This is a genomic window from Micromonospora sp. NBRC 110038 (assembly GCF_020884815.1).
In the GTDB taxonomy this organism is placed as follows: domain Bacteria; phylum Actinomycetota; class Actinomycetes; order Mycobacteriales; family Micromonosporaceae; genus Micromonospora; species Micromonospora haikouensis.
Window position 1 is genome coordinate 1,851,132 of sequence record NZ_BBOL01000001.1, and the last position, 18,968, is coordinate 1,870,099.

At 76.8% G+C, this 18,968-nt stretch carries 14 protein-coding genes; 11 read left to right on the plus strand and 3 right to left on the minus strand.

Annotation, left to right across the window (positions count from 1 at the left end):
- Window positions 1–7 precede the first annotated feature (7 nt).
- From LPU61_RS07175 to LPU61_RS07200, 6 genes are all read left to right on the plus strand, one after another.
- Entirely contained in the window at window positions 8–1,090 is a 1,083-nt protein-coding gene (locus tag LPU61_RS07175) for a hypothetical protein (protein ID WP_229404484.1), read from the plus strand.
- Window positions 1,087–2,139, plus strand: a complete 1,053-nt coding sequence (locus LPU61_RS07180) for a hypothetical protein (protein ID WP_229404485.1) — start codon at window positions 1,087–1,089, stop codon at window positions 2,137–2,139. Before LPU61_RS07175 ends, LPU61_RS07180 begins: the two co-directional genes overlap by 4 nt.
- The gene (locus tag LPU61_RS07185) at window positions 2,132–4,690 is read left to right on the plus strand and encodes a hypothetical protein (protein ID WP_229404486.1); all 2,559 of its coding nucleotides are present in this window, start codon (window positions 2,132–2,134) and stop codon (window positions 4,688–4,690) included. The genes LPU61_RS07180 and LPU61_RS07185 overlap by 8 nt, the downstream gene beginning before the upstream one ends.
- Entirely contained in the window at window positions 4,687–8,052 is a 3,366-nt protein-coding gene (locus tag LPU61_RS07190) for an AAA family ATPase (protein WP_229404487.1), read from the plus strand. Before LPU61_RS07185 ends, LPU61_RS07190 begins: the two co-directional genes overlap by 4 nt.
- A 228-nt stretch (window positions 8,053–8,280) precedes the next feature.
- Complete coding sequence (locus tag LPU61_RS07195; protein WP_229404488.1) at window positions 8,281–8,904, plus strand: sigma-70 family RNA polymerase sigma factor; 624 nt, start codon at window positions 8,281–8,283, stop codon at window positions 8,902–8,904.
- Window positions 8,905–8,986: 82 nt separating this feature from the next.
- Window positions 8,987–9,937, plus strand: a complete 951-nt coding sequence (locus LPU61_RS07200) for a hypothetical protein (protein WP_043962992.1) — start codon at window positions 8,987–8,989, stop codon at window positions 9,935–9,937.
- On the opposite strand, the gene LPU61_RS07205 is transcribed toward LPU61_RS07200, so the two are convergent.
- Window positions 9,934–11,622 (minus strand): ricin-type beta-trefoil lectin domain protein, encoded by a 1,689-nt coding sequence (locus tag LPU61_RS07205; protein ID WP_229404489.1) that lies wholly within the window; start codon window positions 11,620–11,622, stop codon window positions 9,934–9,936. The genes LPU61_RS07200 and LPU61_RS07205 overlap by 4 nt on opposite strands.
- Before the next feature lie 299 nt (window positions 11,623–11,921).
- On the opposite strand from LPU61_RS07205, the gene LPU61_RS07210 reads away from it, so the two are divergent.
- Together LPU61_RS07210 and LPU61_RS07215 are read left to right on the plus strand one after the other, a co-directional pair.
- Window positions 11,922–12,629 (plus strand): ThuA domain-containing protein, encoded by a 708-nt coding sequence (locus LPU61_RS07210; protein ID WP_043962993.1) that lies wholly within the window; start codon window positions 11,922–11,924, stop codon window positions 12,627–12,629.
- Entirely contained in the window at window positions 12,602–13,711 is a 1,110-nt protein-coding gene (locus LPU61_RS07215) for a Gfo/Idh/MocA family protein (protein ID WP_229404490.1), read from the plus strand. Before LPU61_RS07210 ends, LPU61_RS07215 begins: the two co-directional genes overlap by 28 nt.
- Window positions 13,712–13,738: 27 nt before the next feature.
- Here the strand turns inward: LPU61_RS07215 and LPU61_RS07220 are convergent, their stop codons facing one another.
- Window positions 13,739–14,896 (minus strand): FAD-dependent oxidoreductase, encoded by a 1,158-nt coding sequence (locus LPU61_RS07220; protein ID WP_229404491.1) that lies wholly within the window; start codon window positions 14,894–14,896, stop codon window positions 13,739–13,741.
- 84 nt (window positions 14,897–14,980) lie between these two features.
- Between LPU61_RS07220 and LPU61_RS07225 the strand changes: the two genes are divergently transcribed.
- The 3 genes from LPU61_RS07225 (at window position 14,981) to LPU61_RS07235 (ending at window position 17,110) form a co-directional block, all read left to right on the plus strand.
- The gene (locus LPU61_RS07225; protein ID WP_043962996.1) at window positions 14,981–15,577 is read left to right on the plus strand and encodes a TetR/AcrR family transcriptional regulator; all 597 of its coding nucleotides are present in this window, start codon (window positions 14,981–14,983) and stop codon (window positions 15,575–15,577) included.
- Between the two features lie 98 nt (window positions 15,578–15,675).
- Window positions 15,676–16,281, plus strand: coding sequence for a YdeI family protein (locus LPU61_RS07230; protein WP_229404492.1), 606 nt, complete (start codon window positions 15,676–15,678; stop codon window positions 16,279–16,281).
- A gap of 79 nt (window positions 16,282–16,360) precedes the next feature.
- Window positions 16,361–17,110, plus strand: a complete 750-nt coding sequence (locus LPU61_RS07235; protein WP_229404493.1) for a cyclopropane-fatty-acyl-phospholipid synthase family protein — start codon at window positions 16,361–16,363, stop codon at window positions 17,108–17,110.
- Between the two features lie 56 nt (window positions 17,111–17,166).
- Here LPU61_RS07235 and LPU61_RS07240 read toward each other — a convergent pair whose 3' ends face one another.
- Window positions 17,167–18,966: a cell wall metabolism sensor histidine kinase WalK gene (locus LPU61_RS07240; RefSeq protein WP_052503724.1), complete on the minus strand. Its 1,800-nt coding sequence runs from the start codon at window positions 18,964–18,966 to the stop codon at window positions 17,167–17,169.
- Between the last annotated feature and the right edge of the window lie 2 nt (window positions 18,967–18,968).

Here is an 18,968-nt window from a genome sequence, read left to right on the forward strand (position 1 = left end):
TGGTGGCATGACTGCGACGACCGATCCGGCCACCGACCGGGGCACCGCCGTGCACCGGCTCCTGTTGCGTCTCGCCGGACAGGCACCGGACGACCTGGTCAGCGCGGCCCGGCAGTGGCTCGCGGCGGGCCAGCTCGCCGAGGTGGCCCAGGCGCTGGCGTTCACCTGCCTGACCGGGCGGGTCCGGGTCACCGGGGCCGAGGCGGAACTGCTCGCCGGGATCCTCGGCGAGGACAGCGGCGTCGAGGCCGGGCTGCTCCCGGGTGAGCCGGAGCAGCAGGTGGCGTACGGGATGGCCCCGGTCGGCCCGCAGGTGCTGGCCGTGCCCGGGGTCCGGGTCCCGTACAGCCTGGACCTGACCGCAGGCGGGGAGGAGTTCGGCGGGCCCGACGACCTCGACCGGGCCGCCGTGGCCGCCGTGGCCGGGCAACCGGGGTCGGCGGGACTGTGGCGGTCCTGGCGCTACCCCGCCGTCGACGCGCGGTATCCGCCTGCGAAGCGGCTCTACCTCGTGCAGGCCGCAGAGCCGGTCGCCCTCGCGGCCCGGGTCGGCTCCGCTTTGGAAGCCGCCGGTGAGCAGCATCCGCTGGTCGAGGTCTTCGCCGACCCGGCGGAGCTGCCGCCGTACCAGCGGCGGGCGCTGGCCTACTCGGCCCTGCTCTGGGCGGCCCGCCCCGCAGAGCCGCTGCGGATGGCCGCGCCGCCCGACCCCGCCGCCCCGCCCGAGGCGCTCACCGACGACGAGGCGGAACGGGTCGCGGCGTACCTGGGGGCGGGCGTGCCGCTGCTGACCAGCCCGCAACGGTCGGCGGACGTCTTCGCCCCGGACTCCGACGACGCCGGGGTGCCGACGGGGCTCCGGGGCGACGGGCGGTGGCTGTGGTCGGAGGCGGTCACCTACTACACCGACCAGTACGGCCTCGCCCCCGATCCGGGCCTGCTCGCGGAGATCCGGGCCGCCGGCTACACCGCGCCGCCGGTCGACGCGGTGGCGGTGCACCGCTCGCTGTCGTTCCTGTTCGCCGCGATGTGCGACGCGGACCGGATCGGGTTGAACCAACCGGGTGGACCCCCCGTTGTGGGGGCATGACCGTGCCGTCGGCGTTGCACCGGGTGCTGCTGCGGGTCGCCGGGCACGCCCCCGAGCCGCTGCTGGCCGCCGCCCGCCGGTGGCTGGCCGCGGGCGAGGTGACCGAGGTGGCCCGGGCGCTGGCCTTCGCCGCCCTGGCCCGGCAGGTCCGCCTGACCGACGCCGACGCGCGGCTGCTCACCGGCGCGCTCACCGCCACCGGTTTCCCGGACGACCTGCTCGCCGACGTGCCCCGGTGCGAGCGGGACGACCCGCCGCCCTACGCCCTGACCCCGGCGCGTCCCGCCGGCGGGAGCGCGGAGCCGGCCGGCGAAGCCGGACCGGACCCGGTCGACCGGGCTGCGGTCGCCGCCGTCGATGGCAGCGCCGAACCCGTCGGACTGTGGCGGGTCTGGCGGCGCCCGGCCACGGCGACGGCGTACCCGCCGGCCAGGCGCGTCTACCTGGCGCAGGCCCGCGCCGGCGCGGTCGCGCTCGCCGCGCGTATCCAGGCCGCGCTGGTGGCGGCCGGCGAGCACGACCCGCTGGTCGAGGTCTTCGCAGACGTCGCCGACCTGTCGTCCTACCAGCGCCACGCGCTGAGGCGGGCCGTCCTGCTCTGGGCCGCCCGACCGGCCGAGCCGGTGCGGATCGCGGCGACCTTCGACGCCCTCGACGCCGCCGGGATCCCGACGTTCGGCGCTGACCGGCCCCGGCTGTCGGCGGTCGAGGCCGACCGGGTCGCCGGGTACCTGGCCGCCGGGTTCTGCCTGGTCGCCAGCCCGGTGCGGGTGCCCGACGTCATCGAGCCGACCCGGGAGGTGCCGACGGACCTGCGCGGCGACGGCCGGTGGATCTGGTCGGCCGCCGCCGGGCACTACCTGACCCGGTACCGGGTCGCCCCGGACCCGGGGCTGCTGGCCGCGATCCGGGCGGCCGACTACACCATGCCCGACGTGGACGCGGTGGCGGTGCACCGGGCGCGGGCGGCGCTGGCCGGGGCCGTCGGAGGGCCGGGCGACCCCGCGTCCCCCCGGCGGGCGGGCGGCGGGGAGGCCGGCGATGAGTGACCCGTCCGAGACCGTCCACGCGGTTCTCGTCGGCGACGTGCTCCTCGTCCACGGCGAGGCCGAGCCGTTCGCCGCCCTCACCGGCGTCGCCGCCCGCCTGCCGGCCGACCCGGACCGGACCCCGGTGCTCTGCTCGTCGGCCGTCTCGGAGCGGCCGGACCTGTTCGGTCTCCTCGCCGACCTGCTGCCCCGCCATCTCGGCGGTTCGGCTTCCGGCTTCCGGCTGGTCCCGCTCGGCCGCTACGCCGACCCCGGCGCGGTGCCCGACCTGGCGGCGGGGCTCGCCACGGATCTCGGGATCGACGGGTCGGTGCCGCTGGACGCCCCGGCCGTGTCCACCCGGGCCGTCCCGGCGGCGCTGCGGTGGATCCGCGCCGACGGCGGGCCGGCCCGGCCGGAGAACCCGCCCGCGGCCTGGCGCGCCCCGCTGCCGGACCCGCCGAGGCCGGTCGACGACCCTGGTCCATCCCGGCCGGTCGACGAGCCCACGCCGCCCCGGCCGGGCGACGACCCGGGCCTGGCCTCGCCGGGGATGCCCGAGGGCTGGCGGGTGACCCGGGCCGGCGACGGGTACACCTGGCTGCCGGTCCTGCCGACGTCCGACCCGGAACCCGCCCGCCCCGGCCCGCCCCGGCCCACCGCCGCGACCGGCAGACCACCGCTCCCGCCGGCCGCCGCCGGGCCGCCGCCGGGCCGGGCGATCCCGGGCGGCTGGTCCTTCCTGGACGCCGAGGAGCCCCGCCGGTCCGACCCGGAGCCCCTCGACGCGTTCCTGTTAGAGGTGGCGATCGGGGCCGGCGGTTTCCGCGTCGGCGGGCGTCCGGTGCCGCCCGGGGTGCTCGCCGGCCACCTGGCCGCGGTGTGGCGCGACGGGCGGCCCGTGGCGCTTCGCGGCAGCATGCCCTACCCCGCCGTGGCCGGGATGCTGTTCGGGGCCCTCGCCGACGCACTCGCCCGCCCGGTGGTCGCCAGCGACGCCCGGGTCGAGGTCACCGCGACGGGCCTGCTCACCACCCCGGGCACCTTCCGCCGGTGGCATCCCCGGGGCCCCGCCGGTGCCGCCCGGCTGGTGAGCGACCTCGGTCCCGTCCTGCCCCCGCGCGCCAGCACCGCGCGGTCCGTCTCACCGGCCCCGCCCGAACCCGCGCCGTCCGACACGCCTGCGCCGGAGCCCGCGCCGTCGCCGCCGAGCCCGGCCGACCCCGCGCCACCCGCGCCACCCGCGGCGACCGCTGTCGCGTCGGTGCTCGCGGTCGGCCGGTCCGCGTCGGCCGTCGATGCGGCGCTCGTGCCGCCGGACGTCGCGCGACGGTGGCGAGGGCTCCGGGCCCCCGGCCTCGACCTGCTGCGGATCGACCCGGCACCGGCCGGCCCGCCCGAGCCGGCGTCGGCCCCGCCGGCGGACCCGCCCCCGGCGGGCGTCGTGCCGGAACCGCCGGCGCCGAGCCCGCCGGCGGGACCGCCGGAGCCGCCCCGCGCGGTGGGCGCGTCGGGTACCCCCCGCGCGGTGGCCGCGTCGGGATCGGGCGCGGCGGCGGGACCGGCGGCACCGGCCCCGTCCGGTGCGGCAGTCGCCACCGCGCCGCCGGCCCGCGCCGGCGAGCCCGCCTCGGGGCGGCCGGTCGCCCCGCCGACCGGCCCGGCCCGGGTTCCGCTGCCGTGGCGGCCCGACGGGCGTACGCTCGCCGCCGAAGACCGGGCGGCGCTGCGCCGGATCCTCGCCGGCCGGTACGACTCGCACACCCAGGTGGTGACCCGGACCCTGGCGGAGGAGCCGGGGCTGCGGGTGGCGGCGACGGGCGCCCCGGACCTGCCGGCCGGCCTGGTCGCCGTCCGCGCCTACTGCGCGGGCGAGCGGGAGACGGTGAACGCGGCCCTGCGCGACGGCACCGGACCCGACCCGGCCGCCGACCCGGCGCTGCTGGCCCGCTGGATCGCCTACGGGCTGCGCCGCCTGCCAGCGGTCTTCGGCCCGGTCTTCCGCGCGGCGACCGCACTGCCCGAGCCCGGGTACCGGCCCGGCACGCTCCTGGTCGAGCCGGCCTTCCTCGACGTCGACCCGGTGCCCCCCGTCGTCCCCGACGGCGGAGCCGAGCTGGTGATCTGGTCCACCGGGGCCCGCCGGCTCGGCGGCCTCGCCGTGGCCGGCCCCGCCCCGCGCGGCGGCCCGCCCGGCACGCGGGCCGCCCCCCGCGCCGACGGCGCGTCCGGCCCCGCCGTCTTCCCCGCCGGGACCTGCTTCGAGGTGCTCGCCCTGGAGCCGTCCGGCGTCCGGGACTCCCAGCGGGTCTTCCTCCGGGAACTGCCGCCCGGCCGGGCGGCCTCCGGCGGCGAACAGACCCTGGTCCGGCTGCGGGCGGCCGCCGGGGCCGGGGCCCGGGCGACGGCCACGACGGCGCCGCTGGCCGTGGCACCCGGCTTCGACGCGGCCGGGCGGCTGTTCGCCCTCCCCGACGACGCCGGGCGGGACGACCGGCGGGGCGTGGTCGCGCCCCCCGACGGACCGCCGGGGCGGGCCCAACCGACAGGACGAGAGGGTGGTGAGGGGTGAACGGTACGGTGATGGCGGTCTCCCAGACGGAGCCGGGCTGCCAGTCGACGATCGCGGGCGCGTTGGCCGTCGCACCGGCCGGCGCCACCGTCGTCGTGCAGCCGGGGCACTACCGCGAGCAGATCCAGCTCGGCGGCGACGTCACGCTGATCGCCGAGGAGGGGCCGGGCACGGTGACCATCGACGGCGGCGAGGGCGTCGCGCTCTTCGTCGGCGGGGGATCGGTGACGCTGCACGGCATCGAGCTGGTCGGCGGCGCGGGGCAGCTCCCGACGGTCCAGGTCCGCGGCGGGCGGCTGGAGCTCACCCGGTGCGCCGTGCGGGCCGGCGGCATCGTCGCGGTGCACGTGCCCGGCGGCGAACTGGCCATGCGGGACGGTCGGGTCGGCAACCCCGGCGGCGCCGGTCTCCTCTTCGAACGTGCCGGCACGGGACAGGTCACCCGGACCGCGATTGCCGGCATCGGCACGGTGGCCGTCGCCATCACCGGCGGTGACCCGGTCCTGCGCGAGTGCACCCTCACCGACGTCCGCGGTAGCGGGGTGCTGTGCACCGCCGGCGGACGGGGGCTGCTGGAACAGTGCGTGATCAGCGCCGTCGACGGCCCGGGGCTGGTCGTCGAGGACGGCGCGGTGCGACTGGTCGACACCCGGATCGCGGACACCGCCGGCCATCCGGTGCTGGTGACCGGGGGCGGCCCGGAGCTGACCGGCTGCGAGATCCACGCGGCGACCGGCCCGGCGGTGCTGGTCGACGGGCACGCCGACCCGACGCTGCGCGACTGCGTCGTGGCCGTCGGGAGCGGGCACGGCATCAGCGTCCAGGCCACCGCCACCGGCACCTATCGCGGGCTCCGCGTCGAGGTGACGACCGGCGCGGCCCTGGTGGCCACCGGCACGGCGGCTCCCCGGATCGAGGGCGGCACGTTGACCGCCACCGACGGGGCGGGTCTCGTCTTCGCCGGGGCGGCGACCGGCAGCGTCCACGGGGTGACGGTCGCCGGGGCCCGTTCCGGGCTCCTGGCCCGGGGCAACTCCCGGCCCGAGGTCGAGGACCTCACCGTCACCGGGCCGGCCGAGGACGGGCTGCGGGTCGCCGAGGAGGCCCGGGTCAGCGTCCGGCGGGGCGAGGTGACGGGGGCCGGCACGGCCGGCGCGGCGGTCACCGGCGGCGAACTGGTCCTGGACGGCGTGACGCTGCGCGACTGTGCGAGCGGGCTGCTCGTGGCGGCCGGGCGGCTGCGGGCGGCCGGCATGGACGTGCTCGGCAGCCGGGGTGCCGGGCTCACCGCGCAGCGCGGGGCGGCCGTGCACCTGCGGCGCAGCCGGGTGCGGGGCAGCGGCGGGCCGGGGGTGCGGTTCGCCGGGGACTCGCAGGGCGAGCTGACCGGGTGCGAGGTGTTCGGCAACGCCGGGGCCGGGGTGCTGGTCGAGACGCGCCAGCCGGTGCGGCTGGTCCGTACGGAACTGCGCGGCAACGAGGGAGGGCCGGTGCGTACCACGGTCGCCGACGCCGCCGTGGAAATCGTCGGCGGCGACGGCGGCACGCCGCCGGTCGACCCGGCCGGGCCCGCCGACGGGGCCGGGCCGGGCCGGGAACGCTCGCCGCAGCCGCCGGTACGCGACGACCCGCCGGCACCGGCGTCCACCGGCGCGGCGGCGGCACCGGCCCCGCCGTCGGCGCCCGCCGCCGACGACCCGGTCGCGCCGCTGCTGGCCCAACTGGACGCGCTGGTCGGCCTCGCCGGGGTGAAACGGGAGGTGGCGACGCTGGTCGGGCTGCACCGGATCAGCCAGCGCCGGGCGGCGGCCGGGCTGCCCGCGCCGCCGATGTCCCGGCACATGATCTTCGCGGGCGCGCCGGGCACCGGGAAGACGACCGTCGCCCGGCTCTACGGCCAGATCCTGGCCGCCCTCGGCGTGCTGCCCGGCGGGCAACTCGTCGAGGTGGCCCGCGCCGACCTGGTCGCCGAACACATCGGCGGCACGGCCGTGAAGACCACCGAGCGGTTCCGGGAGGCCATCGGCGGCGTGCTCTTCGTCGACGAGGCGTACACCCTGGCCCCGGTCGACGGCGGCGGCTCGGGGCACGACTTCGGCCGGGAGGCGATCGACACGCTGGTCAAGCTGATGGAGGACCACCGCGACGAGGTGGTGGTGATCGTCGCCGGGTACTCGGCGCAGATGCGCACGTTCCTGGCGGCGAACCCGGGGCTGGCCTCCCGGTTCTCCAAGACCGTCGAGTTCGAGAGCTACAGCACCCCGGAGCTGGTGCAGATCGTCGAGCGGCTGTGCAGCAGCCACCACTACGCCCTGGAGTACGACACCCGCCTGGCCCTGGAGACGTTGTTCGAGGCGATGCCGCGCACCGGCTCGTTCGGCAACGCCCGGGTGGCCCGGCAGACCTTCGAGGAGATGGTCAGCCGGCAGGCGTTCCGGCTGTCGGGCAGCGGCGCCGCGTCCGGGGTGGAGCTGGCGCAGCTGCTGCCGCAGGATCTCGGCGAGGTGGGCGCCGGCCCGGTGGACGACGAGCCGCCCGCCGCCGCCGTGGACGCCCTGCTGGCCAGGCTGCACGCCATGGTCGGCCTGGACGCGGTGAAGCAGGAGGTGGCCGAGCTGATCGACCTGCTGGCCGCCGTCCGGACCCGGGTCCGGGCCGGCCTGCCGGCCCCGTCGGTCTCCCGGCACCTGGTCTTCTCCGGGCCGCCGGGCACGGGCAAGACCACGGTGGCCCGCCTCTACGGGCAGCTGCTGACCGCGCTGGGCGTGCTGCGCGGCGGGCAACTGGTCGAGGTGGCCCGCGCCGACCTGGTCGGCGAGTACGTCGGGCACACCGCGCAGCGCACCCGGGAGGCGTTCGAGCGGGCCCGGGGCGGGGTGCTGTTCATCGACGAGGCGTACACGCTGGCCCCGCCGGACGCCCGCAACGACTTTGGCCGGGAAGCGATCGACACGCTGGTCAAGCTGATGGAGGACCACCGCGACGAGGTGGTGGTGATCGTCGCCGGGTACGAGGCGGAGATCGAGCAGTTCCTCGCCGCGAACGCCGGCCTGGCGTCCCGCTTCTCGCGGCGGATCCACTTCGCCCCGTACACGGCCGACGAGCTGGTCGCCATCTTCGAGGGCATCGCGCGGGCCGGCGGCTACGACTGCCCCGGGGACACCCTGACGGCCCTGCGCCGGCACTTCGAGCAGGTGCCCCACGGCCGGGCCTTCGGCAACGGCCGGTACGCCCGCCAGGTCCTCGACGAGGCGGTGACCCGGCAGGCGGGCCGGCTGCGCGGCCTGACCGGCCCGACCGTGGCGGACCTGCGTACGCTGCGCGCCGAGGACGTCACCCCCGCGACGGCCGCCCATGTCTAGCCGGTGGCGGACGCCGTGACCGCCGCGCCACGGGTGCGGCGGTCCGGCCGCGCCCACGGGACCCGGCCCCGCCGCCCGCCACCGGGCGACAGCAGCGAAGGGCCGTCGGCGGGCTACCCGTATGCTCTCCTGAGTCGCCGTGTGACCGATTGTCCGAATGCGCCTGCGCAGCCGGTCACGCGGACGGTGAGTGTGCTGGGGAGGCGCCGGGTGGCAGGTCTTTCTCGCGTGCCGGACGCGGAAGCGCCGGGCGGGGCCGGCATCGAGGTGGTCGCAGGCGACACCCGGGTCGACGACCGGGCTTCGTCTCCGGCTGACGTCGAGGCCACGTCGTCGGCGGCGCACCTCCCGCCCGACGCGCGGCTGCGGGCGCTGCACGACGCCCACGCCGATCCGCTGTTCCGCTTTCTGCTGCGGCTGGCCCTCGGTGAGCGGCAACTCGCCGAGGACCTGCTCCAGGAGACGATGGTCCGGGCCTGGCGCAACATCGACAACCTCGCCGTCGACCCGGAGACGCAGCGGCGCTGGCTGTTCACCGTGGCGCGCCGGGTCGCCATCGACGTGGCGCGGGCCCGACAGGCCCGCCCGGCCGAGGTCGGCTCGCTGGACCTCAACCGGATGCCGGCGACCGGCGACGTGGCCGAGGGCGTGGTGACCACCCAGACCATCCGGGACGCGTTGCCGAAGATCAGCGTCGAGCACCGCCGGGTCGTGGAGGCCGTCTACTTCCGGGGGCTGTCCACCGCCGAGATCGCGGCCGCGTTCGGCATCGCCGAGGGCACGGTCAAGTCCCGCGCCTACTACGCCCTGCGCGCGTTGCGCGCCGTCATCGGTACGGTCGACGGTGCGTGAGGCGTCCGCCGCCACCGCGATGGCATACGATTGCGGCGGCAGAACCGCGAGGCGCTGCCTCCCCGAGCAGAGCTGACGGACCATGACCGACCTCCGAAGCGACAGCGACGCCCCCGGTCCGGTGGCCCACGCCCCACTGGAGTTGTGCGCCCCCTACCTGTGGGGTGACCTCGACCCGCAGGGCGAACAGGACTTCGAACGCCACCTCGGGACGTGCTCCCTCTGCCTGGACGAGTGCGACCGGCTGGGCCCGCTGGTGACCGCGTTCTCCGGGCTCACCAGCGACGAGGCCGCCGAGCTGCTCGCGGTCGGTTCCGCGCCCGCCCCGGCCGAGGAGCCGGCCCCGCCCGCCGTGGCCCGCGCCGACCAGGAGCCCGCCGCCGGCCCCGACCCCACCCGTGCCGGCGAGCCCGCCGCCGGCCCCGCTTCCGCCCGCGCCGCCGGCCCCGACTCCACCCCGCCCGCCGGGCCGACCGTCGAGCCGGATCCCGCCGGGGGCACGGGTCGGAGCCGGCCGGGCCGCCGCCCGGCGGGCGCCACCGGTCCGGCGGGGCGGGGCCCGGCCGGACACGCCCCCGACCTGGCCCGGCGTGGCCGCCGGCTGTGGTTCGTCGCCGGTGGGCTCGCCGTGGTCGCGGCGGTGTCCCTCGGCGTCTCCCTCGGCCAGCGCTACGCCGGGCGGGCGCCCGAGGCCGGCCCGGCCACCGTCAACCCGGTCAACGCGGGCGTGACGGTGGAGGGGGTCGGCGCCACCGCGCGGCTCTCCGTCACCGTCTCGGCCCGCGCCGACCGGCCCGGCGCGGTTGCCGACGTGCGGGCCACCGTGGTCGGCCTGACCGCCGGGGTCGAATACCGCCTCTACGCGGTCGCCGCCGACACCCGGACCCACCAGGTGGCGCGGTGGACGGCGACGGCCGGGACGCAGGAGGTCACCGGCGAGATCGCCGTCCCCGTCGACACCCTGGCGTTCTTCGCCGTCGCCGACGCCGACGGCACGGCCGTGGTGTCGGCGCGCCTCGGCGCCCCCCGCTAGCCGCGCACCTTCGTCCACTTCTGGTTGGCCCCGCCGCTGCACGTGGCCAGCTGCAGGCCGGTGCCGTTGGCGGTGGACCAGTCCCGCACCTCGACGCACCTGCCGACGACCGAGTTGACCAGGTCACCGGAGGGGTTGACCCAGAACTTCTGGGCCCAGCCGCCGTTGCAGGTCGCGAGCTGGACCCGGGTGCCGTCGGCCGTGGCGGCGTTCGCCAGGTCCATGCAGAGCTTGCCCATCCGGACGGTCCCGTCGCCGCCGAACGTCCACTTCTGCCGGGTCGAGCTGCCGCAGCCCCAGAGCACGAGCTGCTGGCCGTCGGCGGCCGTGGGCGCGTGCACGCACTTCCCGCCGTACCCCTTGATCTGGTAGCTGGTCGCCGCAGGCGCCGCGGTGGTCGCCCGGGGGGTCGTCGGGGTGGGGCGGGGGGCCGCGGGCGTGGTCCTGGTCGTCGCGGCGGCCGGGCGGGACGCGTCGCCGCCCGCGGCGGGCCTGCGGGTGGGCAGGGCCAGCGCCGGGCCGGTGGGGGCGGCCGGCGCGACGGTGGGACGCGGCGACGGACGGCCGCCCAGGCGCGGGTCCTGGGCGTAGAAGGCGGCGTAGGCGAGCACCCGGCCGGCGTGCTGCTCCACCGCGGACAGGTTGGGTGCGCCGCCGGCCTGCACCCCCGGGCCCCACTGGAAGGTGGCCAGCGCGATCGGGTACGGGTCGGCGGCGAGCCCGGCGAGGTCGGTGGTGAGGGCGCACATCGTCCGGGCGAGGGTGGGGATCGCCGCCGCCGGCTCCCACGGCGACTGCCCGGCGGTGGCGTACCGGCTCCAGAGCGTGGGGAGGAACTGGGCGATGCCCTGGGCCCCGTTCGCGCCGAGCAGGTGCGGGTTGAACCCCGACGCCGCCATCAGCTGGCCGGCGATCTTCGCCGCCGTCACCGCCGGGCAGACCTTGCCGGCGGCGAGGATCAGCTCCAGGTGCTCCTGGGGGATGGCGCGCGGCGCGCTGCCGGCGGCCGGCGCCGGCTGGGCGGCGGTCGGCGGGCCGGCGGCGGCGTCGCGGTCGAAGTCGGGCTGCCGGGAATACCACGCCGTGTATCCGGCGACGGTGCGCACGTACGGGGCCGCCGCGTCGGGGATGCGCCGGTCGGCCTGCACGACGGAGAACCCCGAGTGGTGGGCGGCGAGCGCCAGCTCCCACGCGTCGCCGTCGATGTCGCCGTGCCGGAGCTGCCCGACGAGGTCGCACATGTGGTGGGCGAGCGCGACGATGTTCGCCGCGACGTCCAGCCGGGGCGCGTCGGGCCAGGGACGCCAGCGCTGCCAGACCTCGTCGCTCAGGCCGGCGACCCCGGAGCCGCCGTTGTCGGTGCGCGCGTCGGGGTCGAAGCCCGACGCGGCCATGAGCTGACCGGCCAGGCGCGGGGCGGTGAGCGTCGGGCAGGAGAGCGCGGCCTGGGCGATCATCTGCGCCTGGTCGGCGGGGACCGGCCTGCCCTCGCGCACCGTCTCGGCGGTGGCCGTGCCGAAGCCGGCGCTCGCCGCGAAGCCGGCCAGCACGGCGAGGGCCAGCACGAGGACGCCGGCGGCGATCCGGGTGACCAGCGGCGGGCCGGGGAGCCGGGGCATCCGTCGCCGCAACGCACCGACGAGCCGTCCCAGGCGCTGGCGGTAGGGCTTGGAGGTCAGTGGCACCGTGGCGCTCCTCGGCAGGCTGCGGATTCGACCCCTCAACGGGCTGAACCGGTCGACGGTTCAGTCAGATCAGGAAGGAGTTTGCCCGCAGGGCCGGTACGCGGCAACCGCGCTGGTGGAACGGGGTGACCGGCCTCGGGCGCGCCCCGGACGGCCGAGGTCATCCCGACCGCGCCCCGAATCCGGCCGGTGCCGCATCCACCGTCGAGTGAGTACGGTTGCGCGACGGGCACAGGCATCGGGGCGCCCCGCCGGGCCGGCAACGGCCGGCGGGGCGGCGATCCGGGGAGGGAGCGAGGATGACGCGGCGCAGAGCGCTGGTGGTTCGGGGCGGATGGGAGGGGCACGAACCGGTCCGGGCGACGGAGTTGTTCCTTCCGTTCCTCGAGCGCAGCGGCTACGCGGTGCGGATCGAGGAGTCGACGGACGTCTACGCCGACGCCGCCGAGATGGCCGGCACCGACCTCGTGGTGCAGTGCGTGACGATGTCGCAGATCACCCCGGAGCAGGTGGCGGGCCTGTGCGCGGCGGTCGTCGCCGGGACCGGGTTCACCGGCTGGCACGGCGGCATCGTGGACTCGTTCCGGATGTCGTCCGACTATCTGCACCTGGTCGGCGGCCAGTTCGCGACCCATCCGGGCAAGGAGCCGTGCGAGCGCCGCGGTGGGGCGGAGGACAACTTCCTGCCGCACACCGTACGCGTCACCGACCTGGGGCGGCAGCATCCGATCACCGCGGGGATTCCGGACATCGAGCTGGTCACCGAGCAGTACTGGGTGCTGCACGACGACCTCATCGAGGTGCTGGCCACCACCACCCACCCGGCGCAGCCGTGGCAGCCGTGGCACCGGCCGGTCACCTCGCCGGCGATCTGGACCCGGCAGTGGGGCGCCGGGCGCGTCGTCGTGACGACCCCGGGGCACAGCCTCGACGTGCTGGAGCACCCGAGCATCCGTACCGTCATCGAGAGGGGGATGGTGTGGGCGACCCGCACCGCGTCGGCGTAGTAGGGCTCGGGGTCATCTCCCGCGCCTACCTGGACACGCTCGCGAACCACCCGGCGGTGGACATCGTGGCGGTGGCCGACCTCGACGCCTCCCGGTCCGCCGCGACCGCTGCCGGGCTTCCCGGAGCCGAGGCGGTGAGCGTCGAGCGCCTGCTCGACCGCCCCGACGTGCAGACGGTGCTCAACCTCACGATCCCCGCGGCGCACGCCGAGATCTCGCTCGGCGCGATCGACGCGGGCAAGCACGTGTACGTCGAGAAGCCGCTCGCCGCCACGCTGCCGGACGGCCGTGCGACCGTCGAGCGGGCCGCGGCGGCCGGCGTCCGCGTCGGGTGCGCGCCGGACACCGTCCTGGGCACGGGCACGCAGACGGCGCGCGCCACCATCGACGGGGGGCTCATCGGCCGCCCCCTGTCCGCGTCGGCCGTCATGGTCACCCCGGGGCACGAGCGCTGGCATCCCCACCCCGACTTCTACTACGCCCCGGGCGGGGGGCCGCTGCTGGACATGGGGCCGTACTACATCTCGGCGCTCGTCCACCTGCTCGGGCCGGTCCGCGCGGTGCACGGAGCCGCCAGCCGGCTGCGCCCCGAGCGCGTCATCGGCTCGGGCCCGCGCCTCGGCCAGCGGGTTCCGGTGCTGGTGGACACCCACGTCACCGGCGTGCTCGAACACGCCGACGGCGCCCTGTCCACCCTCACCACGAGCTTCGACGGCGTCGCGACGACGGCCGCGCCGATCGAGGTGCACGGGGAGACCGGCACGCTCGCCGTGCCCGACCCGAACTACTTCGACGGCGAGGTCCGTTTGTTCGCGCTCGGCGGCGCCGAATGGCAGGTCGTGCCACCGGGGGCCGGCTACGTCGACGGTTCCCGGGGCGTCGGCCTGATCGACGCCGTCACCGCCGGCGGCCGGCGTCCGCCGCGGGCCGGCGGCGACGTGGCGCTGCACGTGCTCGACACGATGACCGCCCTGCTGCGGTCGGCGGCCGAGGGCCGGCGGATCGAGCTGACCACGGCCGTGGAGCGGCCCCCGCTCGTGCCGCTCACCCCGGCCGAACAGTGGAGGGCATACCGGGCGTGACGCCGCTGGCGAGGCCGGGACGCGCTGTCAGCGGTTCTGTCGTTCGATGCCGCGCCGGACGAGGCCGCGGATGCCGGGGAGGGTGATCGCCCGGATCGTGACGTCGTTCATCCAGACGTGGAACCGGCTCGGTGGCGCGTACTGGTACATGCCGCGGCGGGCGAGCGCCTGCCGCTTGACGATCTCGGGGCGTAGGCCGGTCTCCCATTCCGCGAGGGCGGACGGGACGTCGTGGCCGTGTCGTCGCAGGGCGGCGCCGAGCTGGTCGGCGCCGGCGAGTGCCAGGGCCGCGCCGTGTCCGGCGAAGAGCGTGACGCACCAGGCCGCGTCGCCGAGGAGCGCGACGCGGCCGATGCTCCACCGTGGCGCGTCTACCTGGCTGACCCGGTCGAAGTAGGCGCTGCTCGGGTCGGTCTCCACGTGGCGGATCGCCTCGGGTACGCCCCCTGCCAGGTCACCGAATGCCGCGCGGAGCGCGTCCACCGGTCCGCGTGTCAGCTCCCGGCCCGGGTCGGCGCAGCGGTAGGTGAAGAAGGCCGAGGAGCGGTGCGGGCCCAGGTTGACGATCGCCGCCGTGCGTCCGGGGCCGATGAAGGTCGTGGCGGACGACTCGGGCACCTCCGCCGGCGGCTGGGGGAGCGGGAACGCGGCCACCACGTACGGCAGGTCGACCCGGTGATCCGGGCCGAACAACGCCGTGCGGGTCGCGGAGTGCACGCCGTCGGCGCCGACGAGCAGGTCGGCGTTCTCGGTGGTGCCGTCGCTGAAGCTGATCTTCACCCGGCCGGCGTCCTGGTTGATCGTGGCGATCGTGGTGCCGAAGCGGATCTCGGCGTGGTCGCGTACCGCTTCGTACAGCGCATTCTCGAGGTCGCCCCGGAACACCGTCATGGTCCGGGGGCCGAGCGCGGCCGCGGCGACGGCCGAGGGCACCGTGAGCTTCGGCCGCCCGTCCGCTCGGACCAGCACTGTCGTGAACAGGCCCAGCGCGCGATCGGACAGCGCCGGGACCAGGCCGAGCCGCTCGGCGGCGTCGTAGCCCGCGCCGAGCAGGTTCACCAGGTATCCACCGCTGCGCCGGGCCGGGGCGCGTTCCACGACGAGCGGGTGCCACCCGTCCTGTGCCAGCCGTCGGGCCGTGGCGAGACCGGCGATGCCGGCGCCCACGATCACCGCTCGTTTCATCCGCACTCCCGAGGTTGGAATGAGCAACTGCTCAAACAGTATGAGCGTCTGCTCATTCGGATGCAATACGCGTAGACTTCGGGCATGCCACGCGGAGTCCCCATCGTCGAACCCCGGCAGCACCTGTTCGCCGCCGCGGAACGCGTGATCGCCGCCAGCGGCCCCGGCGAGCTCACCAGCCGGGCCGTCACCCGCGAGGCCGGCGTCGCCACGGGGCTGCTGTTCGCCCACTTCGCGAACTTCGACGACTTCCTGGTCGGCTACGCGGTCGACCGGAGCTTCCAGATCGCCGGCGCCGCCACCGGCCTCACCGGACGCGCCGGCACGAGCACGGTCGCCGGGAACCTCAGCGAGACGGTCCTGGCGACCCCGTTGCTCACCGTCCTCGCCGTCACCCGCCTGATCGCCTGTCGGCCGACGCTGGCCGCGAGGACCGAAGCGGTGCTGGGCGCCGGCACCGCCGCACTGCGCCCACTACACCGGGCGGTCGTCGAATACCTGGCCGCCGAACGACGACTCGGGCGGATACCGGCGGGTGCCGACGCCGAGGCGCTGACCCTGGCGGTGGTCGGCGTCCTCCACCACGTCGCCCTCACCGACGGAACCGACCCGGCGGCGGAGAGCCGCATCCGCCGCGCGATGACCGCGCTGATCGACGGTTCCCGAGCCGTCACCTCGTGACCGGATCCGCGCGCGACGAGCCACCCGCCGGCTCGGCCGGCCGGGCGAGGCGACGGGCGGAGGGCGCGGCCACCGCGGCAGCGACTAACCTGCCGGTCATGGCGACTGCCGAACTGGACGAGTTGATCGTCGCGGACGCGGACGCGCTGCGCGCGTGGCTGTCGGTCCACCACGCCACGTCGCCCGGCGTCTGGCTCGCCCTGACCCGCAAGGGCGGCACCGTCACGACGCTGACCTGGCAGCAGGCGGTCGACGAGGCCCTGTGCTTCGGCTGGATCGACGGGCAGGCCCGCAAGCGGGACGAGGAGACCTCCTGGATCCGGTTCACGCCGCGCCGGCCCCGCAGCGTCTGGTCGCAGCGCAACGTCGCCCACGTGGCCCGGCTGGAGGCGGACGGGCGGATGCTGCCCCCGGGCCGCGCGGCGGTGGAGGCCGCCAAGGCCGACGGGCGGTGGACGGCCGCCTACGCCCCGTCGTCGGAGGCCGAGGTGCCGGCCGACCTCCTCGCCGCCATCGCCGCCGACCCCGCCGCCCAGGCCATGTTCGACGTGCTCACCAGGACCAACCGGTTCGCTCTCGTCTACCGCCTCAACGCCGTCAAGCGAGCAGAGACCCGCGAGCGGAAGATCGCCGAGTTCGTCGCGATGCTGGCCCGTCACGAGACGATCCACCCGCAGAAGGCCAGGCCGCTGAATCCGCCGTGACCGGTCCGCCCGTGGCGGGGCCGCGCCCGGCCCGGCAACCGGGGTGCGGTGGGCGGCCGGAGTCGTGTTGACTCGGGCGGTGGATCGTCAACGGCTCAGCAGCATCGCGCACTCGCGCCACCCGATCGCGGCCCCGATCTTCGGGGTCAACGTCAACCGGCTCCTGCGCCGGGCGGGCCGGCAACCGACGGCCCGCGTCCTCGACCTCGGCTGTGGCGAGGCGGCCTGGGCGCTGCAGGCCCTCGCCCACTATCCGGACGGGCACGCGGACGGCGTGGACGTCAGCGCGTACGCCCTCGAACGCGCCGCCGGCGCCGCCGACGCGCGCGGCCTCGCGGACCGGCTCACCCTGCACCGGCGCGACGCCCGGACGTACGTGCCCGACGGCGACTACGACCTGGTGCTGTGCGTCGGCTCGACCCACGCGTTCGGCGGGTTCGACGGGACGCTGGAGCTGGCCGGCCGGCACGTGAACGCCGACGGCGTCCTCCTGGTCGGCGAGGGGTTCTGGCAGGTCCCGCCGACCCCGCAGGCGCTGGCGGCGCTCGGCGTGAAGCCCGAGGAGTTCACCGACCTCGCCGGCCTGGTCGACACCGCCGAGCGGGCCGGCTGGACGCCGACGTACGCCCACGTCAGCGACGCCGCCGAGTGGGACGACTACGAATGGTCGTGGATCGGCTCGCTCACGGAGTGGGCGCTGGACAACCCCGGCCACCCGGACGCGGCCGAGGCGCTCACCGCCGCCCGGGAGCACCGCGACCAGTGGTTGCGCGGATACCGCCACGTGCTGGGTTTCGTGACGCTGGTGCTGCGCCGCGGCGGGCGGTGAGCACCGCGCCCGCCCTGCGGCCGGCCCGGCGACCCGACAGGCGCCGCCCCGCTCCGCTACCGCCCGGCGACGGGACGGCGGTGACCGGAGGCCGCCGGCTCGGCGATCGGCAGCCGGATGGTGAAGGTGCTGCCCCGGCCGAGGACGCTCTCGAGGCCGATCGTGCCGCCGTGGGCCTCGGCGAGCTTGCGGGCGATCGACAGGCCGAGCCCGCTGCCCCCGGTGCTGCGGGCCCGCGAGTCGTCGGCCCGCCAGAACCGGTCGAAGACCTTGGCCTGGTCGGCGGGCGCGATGCCGGTCCCGGTGTCGGACACGGCGATGGCGACCTGGTCGTCGCGCACCGCGCAGCGCACGGTGACCGAGCCGCCGGCGGGGGTGTGCCGGACCGCGTTGGCGACGACGTTGCCGACGAGCTGCCGCAGCCGGGCGCCGTCGACCGGCAGCTCCGGGTCGGCGAGCAGCTCGGTGCCCAGCCGCACCCCGGCGGCCTCGGCGGCGCCCCGGTGCGCCTCGACGACCTGCTCCAGCAGGTCCGCCACGAAGTGCGGCTCGCGGTGGATGCGCAGGTCACCGGCGTCGGCGGCGGCCAGGTCCCGCAGGTCGTCGATGATGTGCTGCAACAGCAGCGCCTCGTCGAGCAGCAGGCTGAGCAGTTGCGCGTCGGGCTGGGCGAGGCCGTCCTGGGCGGCCTCCAGCCAGCTGCGGATGTTGGTCAGCGGCGTACGCAGCTCGTGCGCCACGTCGCTGACCATGCTCTTGCGCAGCGCCTCGGTCTGTTCCCGCCGGGCGGCGAGGTCGTTGAGGGCGGTGGCGAGCAGGCCGATCTCGTCGCGGGTGGTCACGGGGACCCGGGCCTGTTCGTCCATCGGTCGTCGGGTGGCGTCGGTCAGCGCCCGCAGCGGCCGGACCAGCCGCCGCCCGACCAGGACGGTGATCAGCACGGTGGCGGCCAGCACCGTTCCCGTCACCTGGGCGATGCGGATCGCGTTGTCCCGGGACAGGTTGAACACCGGTTCGGCGGTGCCCTGGGCCTCGTCGGTCACGAAGAGCAGGGCCGGCGGGGCCACGTACGACCTGAGCTGGGCGAGCCGCGCCTTCTGCAGGCAGGCGTCGGTCTGCCGGTCGACGCGGGCGTCGCCGCTCGGGGTCGCGGTGCGGTCCGCCCTGATCGCGACCCGGTCGGGCAGCCCCGCCTCGCGCAGGCAGGTCTTCGTCGCGGTCCTCAGCTGCGCGATCCCCTTGGCCTCGCTCGGCAGCGGCTCGGCCAGCTCGGTCGGCAGGCAGAAGCCGGCGACGTCGCGCACGTCCGGCCCGATCACCTGCACCGACGCCCGCCCGCCCGGGCCGACGACGACCTTGCCGTCCAGCGTGGACTCGCCGCGGATGCAGCCGAGCCACCGGGAGGCCAGCGCCCGGCTGAAGGCACTCTCCTGCGCGGTCAACACGTACGGCCCGAGCGCGCGCGGGTCGATCCGCTCGGTCCCGCCGGTCAGGCCCAGGTCCACCTGCAACGGGTCGACGGTCGCCGACGGCCGCGCCGCGTGCAGCGACGGGCCCTGCGGCGCGGTGTCGGCGATGACCTGCCGGTCGGGGGTCATCAGGGTGATCCGCCGTTCGAGCTTGCCGGCCCGCTCGGCGAGCACGGGGGCCACCTGCGACCAGTCCCGGTGGGTGGCGGCGTAGCCCACCATCGTGTCGTAGATGCTCTTGTCGTCGGCGAGCGAGCGGCCCTGCTCCTGCCGGATCGCCCGGGTCGTCGACTGCACGGCCAGCCAGGTGGTCGCCAGGATCGCGCAGACCGCCACCAGCAGGGAGGTGGCCAGCAGCCGCACCACCAGACTGCGGTGCGGCGGCACCC